Origin of the sequence: Hymenobacter psoromatis (assembly GCF_020012125.1) — a bacterium.
Classification (GTDB): Bacteria; Bacteroidota; Bacteroidia; order Cytophagales; family Hymenobacteraceae; genus Hymenobacter; species Hymenobacter psoromatis.
This window is the reverse complement of the sequence record NZ_JAIFAG010000002.1, coordinates 24440-41328: the sequence shown is the minus strand read 5'-3', so window position 1 is coordinate 41328 and position 16889 is coordinate 24440. Positions and strand designations below refer to the sequence as shown.

The following is a 16889-nucleotide window of genomic DNA, read 5'->3' as shown; positions in this document are numbered from 1 at the left end:
TGGTACAAATGTTACATGGGTTGCGTTGGGTCATCCGTTTCCCACTCGACGGTCAGCAACGCGTCTAAATCAAACTGCAATGCCTGCGTGAGGGCCTCGTCGGAGAAGTCGAACTCACCTTGCAGATTGATATGCTGCCAGCTCACGGGCGACATGCGGGTGATGACATCGGCCAGGGCCTGCCGCTCGGTCGGCGAAGCCTGAAAGAGTTGCTGATTGAGGTAGAGGCAGTTCCAGCACACAATCACATTCTGCACCAACCGTTTGCAGGCATCAGCTACCTGCTGTTCTTCCTTGCCAGCGTAGCGAAACTGGCCGTTCTGGCCGTAGAACACGGCCCGGGCGAAGGTATGCGTGCTTTCGAGCTTGTCTAACTGGTCGTCGATGCGCTTGCGCAGGTCCTGGTCGTCCATGTAACGCAGTAGGAACTCGGTGCGCACGGCCCGGCCCAACTCCCGCAGGGCCAGGTAGAGCGGGTGGTGCTGGGAATAGGAATTAAGGCGCTTGAGCACGGTGGAGGCTGTCACATGCTTCTGCTTGAGGCTGACGATAAGCCGCAGGATGGTCTCCCACTGCGCCTCGATAAGCCCCCGGTCCAGCGGCTTGCCTAGCCGCAGGGCGTAGGCGGTCAGGTCGGGCACGGCCATGCCGACGAAGGCGTAGAATTGCTGGTCCTGAAAGGATTGAATGCGCGGGGCGAAGGCGACTTTAAGCAGATACGTCACGGCGAAGTTGACCTCAGTAAAGCCGTGGGTATCGGTGCTGTGAATGGTGGACTCCACGACCTCGTTATACAAGAGTCCGTCGACCATATAAGGCGCTTCCCGTGTTGCGGACGTGAACGTGGTTGAGTAAAACAGCCGGTGCCGGTCATCCAGGAACCCGTACGACACGAGGCCTTTTTCCTGCCCGAAGTACTTATAGGAGTAGGTGGCGTGAATGGAATCCACGGCCACGTGGTATTTCTGGCCATCTGACGAAGTGTGCGTCTGGCCGGGGGCGCGTTGAAAGAGGCGGCTGATGGGCAGCTTGCCCATTAGGGCCAGCACCGCGTCGTTGGCCCGGCGCAGGTTGTCGAGCGAGAAGTACCAGTTGACCGTGTTTTCCAGCGTGGACTGCGCCACGTGCTTGGTGGCGTGGGCCATGCGCGTCAGGCCCAGGTTGCAGCCGTAGGCCATGACGCCGGCAAAGAACACCCGGTCGGCCGGCCGGGGCGGGCGGTGGCGCGGGCTCCAGTGGTCGAGGCAGTCGGTGAAGCGGCATTGCTGATTGACCGTGTGCAGCACTTCGTGTAGCGAAATCTGGCCCGCGCCAGGAAACAGGGGCCGGGGAGCCGGGGCTTCCTCGTCCGGCGGCCGGGCCGGGGTCAGGAAGCGCGGCCGGCCATCGGCCCGCTTGCGCACGGCCGGGTTGGTCCCCGCGTTCAGGCGCTCGAAGGTGTGGGCGAATGCGGCCGCCAGTTTGGCTTGCAGCGCGTCCAGGAAAGGACCGGGCTCCCCTAGGTCCAGCAGATTGGTTTGAAACAGTAGTTCCGCTCGCTGGGCGGCCCAGGTAGTGGCATTGAGCAAATAGGTGTCGAAGGGCCGGTAGCTCAGCGAGTGGACCAGATTGAGTTTACCCGCCTTCAACTGGTCGGCCACGTGGCCTGCCAGCAAGGCTTTGTAGAGGGAAATTGTGCTTTCCGCTTGGTCCAGGGCCGTGCGCTCGGCCGCTTTCAGAAAAGAGGCCGGGAGCTTGCTGCCCAAGCTCCCGGCCCGGTCGCGGTACTGCGCCAGAGCCTGGTCCAGGGGGCTATTGAGCACTCCTTCGTACCGGACTAAGCGCAGAATATCGCTTAGTCGGTGTTGCAGGGCGCGGGAGCGCTCCTCCACGACCTGGTAGTACGGCCCGGCCACGTTGCCCCCGCCGCCCTTGCGCAGCTGCTGGGCGGTCTGGCGCAACTGGGCAAACGCTGTCACGGCCGGGGATTGCAGCCAGCCCAGTAGCGCGGTGACTTTTTCCGCGTTGGTGCGGGCAAACGAAAAGGCGACCTGCTCCAACTCGACCAGCGCCGTGCCGTGGGTCAGCACGCCGTCGAGGAGTTCCCGCAGCTGGCCCGCCGTGTCCTGCTGCTGGCGATACACGCGCTCCTGCGTTTCCCGCTGGGCCGCATTGCGGTGGGTTTGTACGGCCTGCAATAGGGTCTCCGTCAGCAGGTCGCCCACCTGGTAATACTGCTGCACCACGAAGCAGAGCACCATCAGGTATTTCTTGTCGGTTTGCTGCTGCACCTGGAATACCTGCGCCCGCTCCACGTAGCGGGCATAGTAGCGCACCAGTTCTTCGGATAAGTCCAACGCTGCTACCACCGGCTGCACCTGCGCAAACAGGGCCTGGAGCACCGCGTAGTCCCGCACGTTGGCCCGAATAGCCGCCGGGCGCATCAATTCCAGGCTGCGTTTGAGCGTGGTCAGCCGGTAAGGTCGGTGGGCGTGCGCCGGCTCGTCGGCTTCGGTGGTGAACAACGCATCCAGTTGCTGGCGCAGCGCCGGGGTCAGCAGGTGGGCCACTTGCGTGGTCAGCTGCTGCTCCACGGTGCGGAAAGCTTCGGTGACCACGCCCGCCAACGCCGCGTAGGTCGGCACCTCCCAACGGTGGGCCAGCAGGTAATCGGCCGCCGTGCGGAATACGGCCACCGGATTCATCTGCTGCCGAGCGAAATGGGTGACCTGCTGCACCACCTGCGACTGGACTTCTTCAAACGAGGCGACGCCAAAATGGTGGAGCAGCAAGGTCCGGTGCCGGAAGCTGGCCACGCGTTCGTACCGGGGCCACGCTACCTCGCCCAGCGCATACCGGTGCTGCACGTAGGCGCGGTCGGCCGCCGCAAACCGCTCGGTGGAAAAGAAGCGCCCGCTGGCCTTAAAGTAGCCCAGCTGTAACAGGAAGCCCCCGCGCATATGCGGAACAGTCATCGTGCGCAGGAGCGGCTCGGCCCATTCAGGGAGCGAAAAGAAGAAGGACCGCTGCGGGGTGGTGAACTTGGGGGGAGAATCAAACTCGCGACGCTGAGCCGCGTCGAGCAGCGGGAGGGTACGGGCCATAGGAAAGGGGGGGTAAACAAACGTCCCTTTTCCGGTACCACCCGCCCCAGCGCTCAATTGGCCCCCGGTACAAGAAAAAGCGGTACCTGAAACTGGTTTCCGCAATCAAGATACCCTAAATTTGCTTTTCGCTTCTTTCCGGTACCACCGAGAGCGATTTGTTGCCCTTGCCTCTCGCAAGCCTATCTGATTACTTTCATTTCGAGTGCCCCATGGAAACCCTGGACTGGACGGCCCAAACCAATCAATACGACCTGCGCGTGCGCCGGCCCGGCGGGCCCGTTGAAGTCAAAATCATCTTGGACCGGCCCCGGCAGGGAGTCGACGCCGATTTGGAGTTTGCTGCCAACTGGGCGACGGCCGATGCGAATGAGGTCAGTGAAAACTGGCACATCCTCTCCGTTACCGATATGGCCCTGCTCGTGACTTATTTGCCTTCCACCCTGGCGGATTATCCGGCGGGTCCCTTCTTTTATAACCGGGACCATTACGTCGTGCCGGACCGGCAAGACAACCCCCGCTTCTACGAGGCCACGCTCCTGCATAAGCAACAGCCCGGCCTGCAGCGCGGCTATAGTTTCGTTGTCAACAATCCCCTGCTGCACCCCAGCAGCATCGGCGAAGAGCTGCGGCAGCACGGCTTATTGCGGGGCGATTGGAAATTAGCGCCCGGCAGCATCCAGGAAATCGGGTTGGAGCAGCACCACTACCTCACTTGGCAGCGCCAGCAACTGCCGAATTATTACCGCTGGCAGGAAGCCCTGGCCGAGCCGCCGTTGACCCTGACGAAGCAGCAGACCGCTTTACTGTTGAACTTAGTGCGGGCGGGCTATCTCTTACGCCATGGCCCCCACGGCTGGGAAGTAGGCCAACTGACCGCGCCAAACAAATCCGCTGAAAGCACCTATCAGACGCTCGTTATCGGACAGGCCACGCCGGCCGAAGCCATTGTGGAAGCGACGAAACGCTTGTTGCCCTCCTCCTAAGCGAGCCGCTACACCTTCTACGCTTTCCCCATGAAACTTGGCTACGCCCGCGTCAGCACCAGCGAACAAGTGCTGGACCTGCAACTGGATGCCCTGCGCCAGGCCGGCTGCGAGCACCTGTTCACCGACACCGTTTCCGGCATGCAGGCCCATAAGCCCAGTTGGGCGCAACTGCTGGCGTACGCCCGCCCCGGCGACACCGTCGTTATCTGGCGGCTGGACCGGCTGGGCCGCTCCACCAAGCACTTAATTGACGTCGTCGAGGACTTGAGCCGCCGCCAGCTGCACCTCATCTCGCTCCAAGACCCCATCGATACGACCTCACCGGGCGGGCAACTGGTGTTCCAGATTTTCTGCGCCCTGGCCGAGCACGAGCGCAACGTGCTCGTGCAACGCACCCACGCCGGGCTCCAGGCGGCCCGCGCCCGGGGCCGACAGGGCGGCCGGCCGCCCGGCCTGGCCCCGCGCTACCAGAAAATTGCGCCGGCGGTCAAGGAACTCTACGAAGCCGGTCAGCAATCCACGCGCCAGCTCATGGCTTATTTTGAGATTGGCTCGCGCCGCACCCTCTACAAAATCCTGCGCTTTGCGGGTTGCCAGATTAATGAACAGCCACTGCTGCCGAAGGGCCAGGCAGTCGATGCGCCGTGAGCGGTTCGTAGGTAGGCCCCAAGCCCCTTTTAGGGGCGCCCGAGCCTGGAAGCAGAAAACCCCGCTCCGGAATGTTAGTCCGCGTCGGCTGGGAAAAGCAAGGGCCTTATCTTGCTGGCGCTAGCCTCCTCGTTATGTCCCCCACTGCTTCCGCTGGCCCTGGCCAGCCCGTTTACGCCACCGACCCGGCGCAGCTGCCGGCCCTGTTGCAGCAACTGGTCACGGACCTGGCCGTCCCAACCATCTCGTACCTGCTCGGTGGCCACTACTATGACCGGACGAATCACCCGCGCACTCGGCACTTTCCCGCCGTGTTTGCCCTGCGGCAGGACGAAGTAGCGAACGTGGAAATAGGGTCGGATTTCGTGGCCTTCGATGCGGAGCTGGTCCGTTACCCCGAACGAGGCGAACCCCACCACCCTGGGCCATGGGCCGACCACTTCCGGGCCACCGTGCCTTTCGCCCAACTGTATCAGCTGTGTCGGAAGGTGCTTTCGCCGGTTGAGGAAACGGCGGACGAGGTAAACTACGGGCCCGAGACCATTATTTATTATAACGCGGAGGTCTATCAGCGCTATCCCACCCCGGCTGACCTCAACCAAGTCTACGCGGCCGCCCCTGCCTCCGGGGAACACCCCCTGGTGGCCGTCCTGACGGCGGTGGAAGCGGGCCTGGCGGACCCCGGCAACCACTACCTGATTCATACCACCGCTTTTGAGAGCCCAGCCGGCCCGGTGTTGCTTGGTGTGCTTCATTTACAGGCCGATACCGTTCAGGACCTGGTCGTAGAAGCCGATGGCTTCACCTGCTCGGTGCACCTGGACCCGGATGACCGCCGGCGGTGGTCGCCGGTACGCGTAGCCTTTGCCCAAGTCTGGCAGGTGCTGCGCAGCGATAGCCCCCAGGTAGATATGGAGGAAGTCGAGGAAGCCGGGGGCCTGCTCTACGACGCTCCCGACGTACTGAGCGCGTATGCCCGGCAGGGCCGGGCGGCTTAACTTCTTTGCGGATTTCCAATGGAAGAACTCCTGCAACCTCGCCACCCCCTCGACCAATATCACCAGTCGCAGCTGGCCCTTTTGGCGACACTCCCACCCGAACAACGGGCTTATCATGCCCGGCTGTTTCGCTTGGGCAACGCCAGCTACCGCTACCAGCAACAGGCTGAGGGGGAGGTGACGGAAGACGATTTTCACGACTGGCTCGAAGGCTTGCCCGAGAAGATGCGGGCAGCCTTGGTGCGTGCTGGCTTCGAAGCGAGCAAAAATAGCTGGCCGCTCCGCCGACACGCCTTGGAACGGCGCGACCTGGGCCAGGATGCTTTTTTGCAAGCCATCCTCTCGCCGGAAGATTGGGCCTATCAGCAGCAGCTAGCCCTGTCATCAGCTCCAGCGAGTGAACAACAGGAGGTGACAGAAACGGACTGAACCATTGTCGCACCTCGAATCTGGGCATGTAACATTTGTACCAAACTTTTAACCAAGGCCAGGCCTGCGCCAGCGGAAGGACTGCCTGCGCCTCGACCAGCCGGGCATTGGCGGCCGTGAGCGTTTCCACCCGCATGTAGTTTTGCTGCACCCACCCCAGGCGCGCCAGCGTCAGGGCCGGCACCTCGGGCCGGGCCACCGTTTTCAGGCCGATGTTGCAGGCCTGCGCCAGCAGCACGGCGCAAATACTCAGCGGCAGGTCGGCCGCGGCGAGCTGACCATCAGCGACATGGGTAAAGGCACTGGCGAACCCGGTAAACGCTTCTACTTCCAGTAGCAGGGCCGCCAATTCGACCTGGGGCAGCGCGTTGGCCACCTGCGCACGCAGGCGCGCCAGACTGGCGGGCTCGGCTTGCGCGGGCAAGGGGGTGAGCACGACCGTCGGCGTTCCCTCCTGCTGCACCAGTTGCAGGGCCGTGTTATGGGCTAAGTTCTCGCTCACTTCCGTGTACGCCGCCCGGAGCTGGTGCTGGAGATGCGCCAGTTCCACGGCCGGGTCGAGGGAGCGGTCCAGGGCCCGCGCCACCGCATCCCGCGCCGTTTCCCAGGCCACCCCGCGCAGCAGTTCGGCTCGCGGGTCCGCGTAGCGCTCGCTGGCTGGCACGAACACTTCCCGGCGGCGCAAGGCCTGGTGCAGACGCTCCAGTACGCACAAGGTGTAGGCCTGGACGTTGACTTCTGCTTTGGCCGGAAATACCCGTCGGGCCCAACTAGTGGGCACGACCGCGCGCGGGGCCGCTGCCCACTTTGGGCGACCCCGGCCGCCGGCCTCTTGTCGCTGCAAAAACGACCACGCTTCCAGCAGGGGCTTCGCGGCGGGAGTGCCCTCGAAGGTGACGCCCGCCAGCAAAGCCGGTAGAAACCGGCGCACCGTGGCGTAACTGCCGCTCAGGGCTTCCAGCAGCGGGTCATCGCCTGGCGTAGCCAACTCCTGCACGGTCGCCGCCGCGGCGCGCAACCGCTCCTCGCCAACGGCGTCGAGTACCTGCTGGCGTAGCTCCCCAGCCGGGAGGGCGTCGTCGAGTAGCAGCAGCACCGCTCGTTGCAATACCAATGCCGCCTGGTCCAGGTCCTTGAGGGAGCGGAGGCGTTCGCGTCGGCGCTTCGTTTCCCCGCGCAGGGCCAGGGAGGTCAACAAGTTGTCGAACAGGTCCAGCAGGTCATCCGTGGCCGTGCGCTCCAGCGCCTGCACGAAGACCAGCAGCGTGGCCAGGCGGCGCTCTTCGCCCATCCGGACCAGGGTCTGCGCCCACACTAAGTGGGCCTGGCGGGCCAGGCGCGCCAGCCGGGCTTCCGGCAAGTCGGCTACCGGTATGGCACTGACCCCGAGCGCGCGAATCTGGTCCACGCGGTGCAAGGCGGCCACCAGGGCGGGCGCAGAAACGCGGGTCGGCGGGGTACGCAACAGCTCTAGCTTAGTAAGTCGCTCCCCGGCCGGCACGGTCAGGAGCGCTTCCAGCACCGTTCGCTGGGACCCGGTGAGGCGCGCGTGCAGCTGGCGGTAAAGGTGACGGCCCGTGCGTTCGCGCACCCGCGCAATCAGACGGGCCAGCACCGTCACGCCGGGTAAGACGACCCGCTGGGCAATCAGGTGCGCCGTGGCCAAATCAACCAACACGCTGGGCCGCACCGTGCTGGTCAAGGCCTGCGCGTAGAGCCACCGGGTGAGCCGGAAGGACTGCCGGACGTCGTAGGGCTGATAGCCCAGGTGCGCCAGAATGAGAGGCTGGTGCTCGTGCCAGGTGTTAGGGCGCTTGCGATAGCCGGCCAGTTCGGCGGGGTCTACGCCCAGCTGGATGGCCAGAACCTCCACCACGACGGCCGGTACCTGGGTAGGCTCGGGTAGAAACGTGCCCAGAAACCGGAGCGTCCCCAGTTGAACGGCACAGCCCAGCTTATTAGCTGCCCGGCGGCGCTGGGCCAAAAACTGCGCATCGGCCGGGCTGAGGTAGAAGTAGCGGGTGAGCTGTTCCGCGTTCGGGTCCGCTTGGTAGCGCCCGTAGCGGGCCGCTTGCTCGTCGCTGAGAAACTCTACGGGCATCGCAGTTAGGGCTTAGGCGATGGCTGGTGCTGGTACCTCTTGCTGCGCACGGGGCAACAGCCGGTAGACGGTGCTCTTGCGAAAGAGCTGGCCCCGCCGGGTCCGGTAGCCGTGGGTATTCAATTCGTCGGCGATGGCCGCCAGCGTCAGGCCGTCGCGGCGCAGCAGGACCGCCAGCCGCCGGGCTTGCTTGTTGGCCACGTGCTCCCGGGCGTTGCGCTGCACGGCCGCCCGGCCCAATGCCCGCGAGTCGCTGGTAAAGTTCTGCGGGTTACCCAGCTCAAAGCCGCGCGCCTTCTTCGCGGCCAACCCGCGTTTTGTGCTATCGGAAATATCTTTAGCCGCTTTCTGCGCCACGGCCGCCAGGATGTTGATGGTGAACTCATCGGCATGGGGAATGTCGCAGGCCTTGAAGCGGACCTTCTCCTCCATCAGCTTCGAGGTGAAGTAGACGCTACGCGCCAGACGCGACATTTCAGCCACCAATAGGATGGCGCTGGCGGTGCGCGTGTCCACGATGGCCTTGGCCATCTCCGGCCGGTTATTCTTACGCCCGCTCTCCACCTCGATGTATTCGGACAGGATGCGGTCACCGGGCTGCAAAAAGCGGTGCGCAATCAGCCGTTGTCCTTCCAGGCCCAGCCCGCTCAGGCCCTGGCGCTGCGTGGAGGCCCGTAGGTAAAGTACATAATCCATTAAATTCGCTGGTTCTTTTTCAACACGTGCTGCGTAATCTGCTCACAGCGAGTCGAAAACAGGGCAACCTATTGAGGTCATCGGTTCTAGTATAAGGGGTGGTCGGAACCGCAGGATGCGTCGGAAAGCCCAAGGGGAGCGTAGCGGGCGGGCTCATCGCTGGGTTAACCACGCTTCCGCTGCCGGCTCGTTCGGTAGTTCCTGCCACTCAAAAGCGCCCCAGTCTACCTCCGCCGGCAAACTGGCCTGCCAGTCGGCGAGGGAAAGGGGCGGGGCCACAACCGCCACCCGGAGGGCCGCATCCGGCGCGAGTTGCAAGCTCGCCTGCACGAAGCCATCCACCAACCCCCGGCGTAGCAGGGGCACGTTGATGTTCTCCACGTGCCGCAGGTTGACCAGCCAGCGGGCGCAGCCATGCTGCAAGGCCAGTTGCCGCATCGTGTTACCCAGTTCGCGGACTTGGTAGTTCGACGTATAGCGGCCCAGCGAGCCCCGCACCACCCCTAGCTTTGCCGAGTAAGACGCCGTAATCTGGAGGCGGTTGCGCTGCCACGCTAGTTTGCCGTCTACCAGCTCGACTGCTTGCCAGAGGCAGTATCGGCTCCAGTCAGCCGGCGCGAGCTGCTGGCGCAGATACCAATCCCGCACGTAGAGGCGCCAGCTCGCGTAGAGGTTGCTGCCCCAGCGAACCGATGCCCGAAGGCCGGCCACCGGTGGGGAATCGGGTAGGCCGCGCCGCACCCAGTCCTGCCGTTGGACGGGTTCCAGGTAGATGGCAAAGGGCGAAAAGCCCGTGCGCAGCGCGTACTGCCAGTGCGCGAATAAGCCGGCCGGGGGCGCGTGAACCAGCGCCCGAGCCTGCTCGTCCAGTTGCTCCAGGCGCGTTACCAGTTCGGGGGGCAGCGGCCCTGGGTCCGCCGCAGGCACGTCGGGATGGGCCACCACGTTGGCGGCATAGTGTTGGTAGTAATAAATGCGGCCCACCGTCGTCAAGCCATATGTTGGCCACCCCTCCACCAGGCGTTCGTGATTCGCTTGCCCGAGCACCTTTTGCACCGGGACGCCCCGTTCAAGCCGGTTAAACACGTCGCTGTTGGCGTAGTCCGGCGGCTGGTGCGTAGCATTCGGGTCGCGCTGCCACAGCTGTCCCAACAGTTGCCAGGTAGCCCGGGCCAGCACGTTGCCCGGCTTCTTGGCCCGCACTTCGCCCACCAGCTGCCGGGCCAGCTTACGGCCGGCCAGGGTCAGGCGGATATGCGGCAAGTCATAGTGCATGCCCTCGGGCAGGTCGGCAACCAGGTAAGGCACTTGGTCTTCGACTTCCAGCAGTCCTCGCTGGGCCAATGCCCGCCAGGTGCTGCCGGCACCCTCACTGATGAGTTTGGCGTCGAGGCTCGCCAGTTGTTCCCGTAGGGGCGTGGGTGGCCGACCCATCCAGTGTTCCCAGCACCCGTAGGGCAGCCAACGCCATTCGGCCGCCGGCCGTCGGTCGTTGGTGCCACGTAGGTAGTCGCGCTTGCGCTCGGCTTCCGTCTGCTGGTCGGTCTGGTAGGCCGCCAGCAAGTATTGGCACTGCCGCTGGTTGAGTGCCGGCGGGAGAACAGGAGGTTTTTTAGCAGCCATCAAGGGCTAAAAGTAGCAGGTTTCATGCTAAGGACGACCATCCTTAACATGAAACTTTGGCCCCAAAACGCTATAGCGTCCCCCAAAACTAGTCGTCGACCACTGGTTTTTCCCTTCTCGCGGCGTCAGTGCTCGGGGGCCGGGGGTTGCGCCAATTCCTGCTGGTAGGCCCAATCCTCGGGCGAAAGAATGGATTGCAGGAACGCATCGTAGCCCAGGTCGCGGCGCTCGAGCGCGTGCCGCCGCAGCGGCAAGCTGTTCTTGCTCGCCTCGAAGCCATCGCGCTCCATAGCTACCCGCATCTTCTCGGGTAAGCCTTCGAGCCAATGGTGGAAGTCGTCTTCCGTTACCTCGCCCGCGGCCTGCTGCTGGTACCGGTAACTGGCGTTGCCGAGCCGAAACAGCCGGGCATGATAGGCCCGTTGGGCTGGTGGGAGGGTCGCCAAAAGGGCCAGCTGCGACTGATGGTATTTGTCCAGCGGGTGGCGCGGGTGCAGCAATTCTTCCATAGGGAATTAGCAAAGAAGTTAAGCCGGCCGGCCCTGCCGGGCATAGGCGCTCAGCACGTCGGGGGCATCGTAGAGCAGGCCTCCGGCTTCTTCGACTTCTTCCAGGTCCACCTGGGGACCATCGCTGTGCAGCACCTGCCAGACCTGGGCAAAGGCCACGCGTACGGTCGACCACCGCCGGCGGTCATCCGGGTCGAGGTGCACCGAGCAGGTGAAGCCATCCGCCTCCATGACTAGGTCCCGGACGGTATCGGTCTGTAAATGGAGCATGCCGAACAACACGGGGCCGGCGGGGCTCTCGAAAGCAGTGGTATTAATCAAGAAGTGATTGGTGGGGTCCGCCAGGCCCGCCTCCACCGCTGTCAGGACGGCCACCAAGGGGTGTTCCCCGGAAGGTGGGGCCGCCGCGTAGGCCTGGTTGATGTCGGCCGGGGTGGGATACCGCTTATAGACCTCCGCGTTATAGTAAATAACGGTGTCGGGTCCGTAGTCAACCTTTTCTGCCGTTTGCTCTACGGGCGTGAGCTGCTTGCGGCAGAGCTGATACAGCTGTGCGAAGGGCACCGTGGCCCGGAAGTGGTCAGCCAATGGCCCGGGGTAGTCTGGTTCGCCTCGTTCGGGGTAACGGACCAGTTCCGTATCGAAGGCCACGAAATCCGACCCGATTTCCACGTTCGCTACCTCACCCTGCCGCAGGGCAAACACAGCAGGAAAGTGCCGGTAGCGCGGGTGATTCGTGCGCTCGTAGTAGTGGCCTCCCAGCAGATAGGTAACGGTGGGGTCGGCCAAGTCCGCGATGAGCTGCTGCAACAGCGCGGGCAGTTGAGCAAGGTCCGTGGCGTAGGCAGGCTGGTCGGGAGAGGTGTACATAATGGAGATGCTGGCGCTAGCAAGATAAGTCACTTGCTTTGCTCAACGGACTACCAACTACAAGAACCTGCCAAAATTCCTTAGCGGGGTTTTCTGTTCCTACTCTAGTGCGACCCCGATTATCAGCCACATAGTTATTCGCAATTTCCGTTCTCTGGACGAGTGTCTGCTAGAGCCCCAAGACTTAACACTACTAGTTGGACGCAACGACGCTGGTAAATCCAACGTGCTGCGGGCGCTGAATTTGTTCTTCAACAACGAAACTGAGCAGGGTAAAAGCTTTCTTTTTACCCGTGACTACTGCGCCTTTGCCCGAGAGCGAGTTAACAAAGCAAAGGAAATTATTATTAAACTGACGTTTATCCCACCTAGTCACTTTAAGAATGCCAAGCCTATCAATTGGCAGAAGGTTTGGCGTATAGGGGGGCTACATAGTAGTGAAATCAATTTTGCCGATGGCGGCAGTTTGCCTAGCAGGGGCAAGCTATCTACTTGGTTGAATAACATACAGTTTAAGTATGTACCGGCTGTGAAAAGCCAGGCGTATTTTCAACAGTTGCTAGGTGATTTACATGATACACTCACATCTACTATAGAGGCAGAAATCAAGGATGCTGGCACACAGTTTATTGATAAAATTCGGGATAATACAACTCAAATAACGGCGGCCACGACGCAGCGCTTGGGTATGGAAAGTATTATTGGATTGCCAAGCGACTTGAAAGGTTTGTTTACAACGCTTGATTTTCAAACCGTAAAATCCAATACTTCTTTCTCGTTAGACACACGGGGAGACGGTATTAAATCTAGACACATTCCTATTATTTTGCATTTTTTAGCTGAACAAGCTAATAAGAATAAGTTGCAAGGCTCAGTCAAGGTCAGCACCGTATGGGGCTACGAAGAGCCAGAGAACAATTTGGAGCTAATGACTGCATTTGCACTCGCCGAGGAATTTTTGGAGTATGCCCAAACTATTCAATTGTTGGCTACTACCCACTCACCCGCGTTTTACTCTTTGGCTGGTCGCGAGCACGCCTGTGGGTATTTGGTTGAAACTACTGAGACTAATTGCAGCCGGATAACATCACTCGTCGCCGGCACAACAGAGGTTGACCAGCATATGGGCTTGTTGCCTCTGATTACGCCATACATCAAAGAACACGCCGAGAAGGCTATTGCAGCTGCTACGAGCCTAATCCAAGCGCAGGAACGCATTGAACATTTGGAGCGGCCAGACAAGTCCACACTATTTTTAGAGGGTGTGACTGACCAAACTGTACTTGGCCATTACCTACCTCTGGTGCCGGGTGGCATCCCCGATATTGAATTGCATTCAGAGCACAGTGGTGGCTATAATTGGGTGGCCGATATGCTGCTGGCCTGGGCCTACTCGCGCAAGCCTCAGCAGGCAGGCGGTCTACTGGATGCTGACCGTGATGCAATAGCCTGCAAAGAGAAGATTCGCAAGGACGTAAAATTTAGCACCCAACAGCAAAATCGGCGGGTGAAGCTTTTTGGTTTCGTGAAGCCACCACATATTAAAGAAATATATCGCGCAGGCTTTGAGCTACCGTATGCCCTGGAGGAATTATTCCCACCTGCCGTATGGGATTATGCTGAGCAGCACGGCTGGCTTCAGGAACGGCCAAATTGGCGAGATATAATACCAGCAACCAACGCTTTCGACAAGTCTCCACTTACCCAGTGTCTGGAGAAAGGGTTGTCCGAAAACCAGGTGCGATACATCCGCTGCTGTGTAAAACCGGAAGATAAAGTAAAGTTTGCTCGTTATGTCACCACATTATTAGCTGATGACGCAAGCCATCTGTACTTCTTACAACACACCGCTACGCAGCTGGCCAGGGACCTGACAGCTTTTTTCAACATACCAACCGCTGCTTCATCGACTACTTCACCATCCACTTGATTAGCTACCAGTGTCACTAACTAGTCATTCGTAACCGGCTCTTGTAGTCCCGCTATCTGTAAGTATTTCATAACTAGGCCACTTCAGAGCCCCCTACCGTTTCGGCCGTCGACGCGTCGCCTTGGGGGCTTCTATCTGCTGCACTTCCGTGGTCGGCACAGTCTTTCTTCTTGATTCTCCTGCCGGAGCTGGGGGTATCACGATGAGCTGCTGGCTCTGGCCAGCATATAGTAGCGCAGCCTGGTCGATGGCACGGCTAAATCGGTCAAGCTGCGCCTGGCCGTTTCCAACCTTAGCTGGGGCCTGCGCGGCATCCTCGACCTGCCGGTGTAGCGCGGGGGCTAGCTGGGCAAGGGCTTCTGGCTTGGGGGTAACATGGCGCTGAAGGTTCATGAAAAGCGCGTTGTGCAACGGGTCGCCCTCCTTAGTCCGGCGCAGCTCGTTCAACCGAATATTCACGGCCTGGCTGGCGGCTTTCAACTCGCGCAGCGCCTCAATGCGGACTACTGCAAGCGTGGGCTCAGCCAGTGGCCGCGCCTGGCTCGGGTGCCGGGCTAGTTCGGCTTCCTTCCCAGCGCGGGGCTGCACGAGGCGGGCCAGCAGACCTTCCAAGCGCCCCATATTGTTGCGCAGGTTGGTAGATTCCGCAATCAAGGCAGTATCGCGGGCAGGGTTGAACTCGCGGTACTCCGGGGTAAGGTCCAACTTATAGCCCGCCTGCTTGCCTAAGTCAAAAAACATCGCCTGCACCGTGCGGCCATTGCCCTCTCGGAAAGCGTGAATGTGGTTGTAGTGGTCCATGTAGTAGGCGGCCCGCTTCACAAATTGGTCTTTGTCAAGCCCTTTTAGGTTATTCTCCTGGCTCAGCTGTGCCGATACGGCCGCCAGGTCGGGGCTAATCTGCCGGTAGTGCGCGTAGCTCATCAGGTAACCCTCGCGGTCGCCCTTCTTCTGGCCCTGAAAATTGCGGTCGGCGCGGGTTTCGCCGGCCCACGGGTACACATCTTGAAACAAGTAGCTGTGTATGTGCCGGGCGTACTGCTCGTTGAATACGGCCGGGGTCGACGGGGCGGGTACGTCGGGTGCCGGTGCGTTGCTCTTAGGAAACCTGTACTCGGTAAACCGGCCAATAGAAAGCTGCTTCTCTAGGTGGTCAAGGTGTGTTTGGCTAGTAGCCCCTACGATGTTGTAAAGCAGCCCATCGGCGGGGTTAGTGAAGTCTAGCGGCGGCTCGGGGCTATTCATACGCGCGAAAAAAGCCCGGCTAGGGCCGGGCTAGCTAATGGGGGTCAAGCGGCTAGCCAATCCAAGGTTGCTCCATGTCTATCTGCTCATACTGCTGCGGGGCGGTCTCCACGAGCACCGGATAGTAGCGGTCGGGCTGGCCGTCCTTGTAGCGGGGGTCCGCCGTGGGCTGCTTCGGATAGAGGCGGGTAAGCTCAGCTCGGATAAAAGCCAAGTCAATTTCACCGGCGATGTAGCGTTGGTACAACGCGGCCAACTCAGGCGACGCGCTGCCGCCTTGGCTCATGGCCACGCCCACGGCCCACTTCACACCCTCGCGGCGCTGCTGCGGGGTGCGTTCGTCTTCGGAGAATTGGGGGGTGTAGCTCATGAGGGTAGAGGGTAAATCGGGTACTGGGGCAGTGTACCTGGGCTTCGACAATGAGCTTGGTTCTACGGCGGAAACAGCTAGCCCGCCAATAACTCGTGGCTAGGCGTGCATCAGCACAAACTCGGCGGGAATGTGCAGCTTGGTGTACAGGCGCCGGCCCAAATCCATGTTCACGGCTCGCTTGCCATTGAGCACCTCGCTTAGGCGGCTGTTCGTGATGCCGAGCAGCTGCGCCAGTTCGTGCTTTTTCAGTCGGTGCTCAAACATATATCGCTCCATGCGGAAAACGAGCGAGTCTGGCCGTACCGGCGCGTGCCCGTGGCTGTCCTCAAATGCTTCGAGGGCGTTGCCCAACGCTTCCATCTCGGCGAGGTTAGCGGGGTTGTTACTATCGAGGGCTTCCAAGCGGCTCATACCCACTTGGTATTCTGCATCAGTTTGGATAGTCATTTTACGGTTTTCTAAAGTTTTACAGTTGACTAGGAGGCAACTCCTTGGCTTATAGATTCGCTATGTCGGCAATGCGGTCATACTCCGCGTGGGTGCCGATGAAGCGGATAAAAATCTGGCCGGTAAAGGCGGGTAGTTGCGAGTAGTTAATCTTGACTACCACGCGGTAGCGGTTGCGCAGCAGATTGAAAACCCAGCGGCCGTTGCCTACGTGGGTGGCGCTCGGGTCAAAAGCCTTTATCTCCGCCGCATTGGCCCAACTAGCAGCTTTCATATCGTCGTAGAGTTCCAGAATGGCAGTTGCTACGTCTAGATGCTCAATAGCATATCTTCTTATCTTTTCTTTAGTCAATACATTCATAATCTGTCTATTATTTTACCTCCTATCTCATAGCTAGTTTTTTAGTGGCTAACACGACAAAGGTGCAATAAATTTACCATAATCGAAAATAATTTACTACTAGCAAAAATGTCTGCACTTATTGTCTACCTCGACTGCGGCTTATCGTTTTGCAATTGCAAAGCACTTCACTGCGCATCCTGACCAGGAGTCTGCAACTGCTGCTGCATAAATTCCCAATCCTCACGGGCTAGCATTAATTGCATAAACTCGCCATAGCCGATGTTACGCCGCTCCAGGATGTGGCGGCGAAATGCCCAGCTACCCGCTGCGGCCTCCAAGCCGGCCTGCTCCATCTGCTCCTTCATGCGGGGCGGTAGCCCGGCCAGCCAGTGCTTAAAATCGGCGGGAGTCTGGTGGCCATCGGCCAGCGCGTGATAGCGGTAGGCAGCATTACCCAAGCGCAGCAGCTGCGCCTCGTCCTCACGCTCCTGCTCGGGCAGGCCCGCCAGGCGCGCTAGCTGCTGCTGGTGAATAGCTGCTTCGGGATGGGATGGCTCTAAAAGCTGCTCCAGTTCCATATAAAAGTCGTTTAAATCGGAAATGAT

At 60.7% G+C, this 16889-nt stretch carries 14 protein-coding genes; 3 read left to right on the top strand and 11 right to left on the bottom strand.

Annotated elements, in window-relative coordinates:
* Positions 1–11 precede the first annotated feature (11 nt).
* On the bottom strand, positions 12–3083 hold the full coding sequence (locus LC531_RS21290; protein WP_223654140.1) for a Tn3 family transposase: 3072 nt from the start codon (positions 3081–3083) through the stop codon (positions 12–14).
* A 212-nt stretch (positions 3084–3295) separates the two neighbouring features.
* Between LC531_RS21290 and LC531_RS21285 the strand changes: the two genes are divergently transcribed.
* Together LC531_RS21285 and LC531_RS21280 are read left to right on the top strand one after the other, a co-directional pair.
* Complete coding sequence (locus tag LC531_RS21285; protein ID WP_223654138.1) at positions 3296–4069, top strand: hypothetical protein; 774 nt, start codon at positions 3296–3298, stop codon at positions 4067–4069.
* Between the two features lie 30 nt (positions 4070–4099).
* A complete protein-coding gene (locus LC531_RS21280; protein WP_223654136.1) occupies positions 4100–4720 on the top strand; it encodes a recombinase family protein in 621 nt (206 codons plus the stop codon).
* Between the two features lie 801 nt (positions 4721–5521).
* On the opposite strand, the gene LC531_RS21275 is transcribed toward LC531_RS21280, so the two are convergent.
* The 5 genes from LC531_RS21275 to LC531_RS21255 all read right to left on the bottom strand — a co-directional run bounded on the left by LC531_RS21275 (position 5522) and on the right by LC531_RS21255 (position 11946).
* Positions 5522–8248, bottom strand: a complete 2727-nt coding sequence (locus LC531_RS21275) for a Tn3 family transposase (RefSeq protein WP_223654134.1) — start codon at positions 8246–8248, stop codon at positions 5522–5524.
* Between the two features lie 12 nt (positions 8249–8260).
* Entirely contained in the window at positions 8261–8944 is a 684-nt protein-coding gene (locus tag LC531_RS21270; protein WP_223654133.1) for a recombinase family protein, read from the bottom strand.
* A gap of 153 nt (positions 8945–9097) precedes the next feature.
* Positions 9098–10567: a hypothetical protein gene (locus LC531_RS21265; RefSeq protein WP_223654131.1), complete on the bottom strand. Its 1470-nt coding sequence runs from the start codon at positions 10565–10567 to the stop codon at positions 9098–9100.
* 125 nt (positions 10568–10692) lie between these two features.
* Positions 10693–11076, bottom strand: a complete 384-nt coding sequence (locus tag LC531_RS21260; protein ID WP_223654129.1) for a hypothetical protein — start codon at positions 11074–11076, stop codon at positions 10693–10695.
* 18 nt (positions 11077–11094) lie between these two features.
* Entirely contained in the window at positions 11095–11946 is an 852-nt protein-coding gene (locus LC531_RS21255) for a hypothetical protein (protein WP_223654127.1), read from the bottom strand.
* 67 nt (positions 11947–12013) lie between these two features.
* Between LC531_RS21255 and LC531_RS21250 the strand changes: the two genes are divergently transcribed.
* A complete protein-coding gene (locus tag LC531_RS21250; protein ID WP_262903478.1) occupies positions 12014–13876 on the top strand; it encodes an ATP-dependent nuclease in 1863 nt (620 codons plus the stop codon).
* A 93-nt stretch (positions 13877–13969) separates the two neighbouring features.
* Here LC531_RS21250 and LC531_RS21245 read toward each other — a convergent pair whose 3' ends face one another.
* From LC531_RS21245 to LC531_RS21225, 5 genes are all read right to left on the bottom strand, one after another.
* Complete coding sequence (locus tag LC531_RS21245) at positions 13970–15121, bottom strand: Fic family protein (RefSeq protein ID WP_223654125.1); 1152 nt, start codon at positions 15119–15121, stop codon at positions 13970–13972.
* 52 nt (positions 15122–15173) lie between these two features.
* On the bottom strand, positions 15174–15491 hold the full coding sequence (locus tag LC531_RS21240) for an antitoxin VbhA family protein (protein WP_223654123.1): 318 nt from the start codon (positions 15489–15491) through the stop codon (positions 15174–15176).
* Between the two features lie 99 nt (positions 15492–15590).
* Positions 15591–15941 carry a hypothetical protein gene (locus tag LC531_RS21235; RefSeq protein ID WP_223654121.1) on the bottom strand — a complete coding sequence of 117 codons (351 nt, stop codon included), beginning with the start codon at positions 15939–15941 and terminating at the stop codon, positions 15591–15593.
* A gap of 49 nt (positions 15942–15990) precedes the next feature.
* A complete protein-coding gene (locus LC531_RS21230) occupies positions 15991–16302 on the bottom strand; it encodes a type II toxin-antitoxin system HigB family toxin (RefSeq protein ID WP_223654119.1) in 312 nt (103 codons plus the stop codon).
* Between the two features lie 167 nt (positions 16303–16469).
* Positions 16470–16862: a hypothetical protein gene (locus LC531_RS21225; RefSeq protein WP_223654117.1), complete on the bottom strand. Its 393-nt coding sequence runs from the start codon at positions 16860–16862 to the stop codon at positions 16470–16472.
* Between the last annotated feature and the right edge of the window lie 27 nt (positions 16863–16889).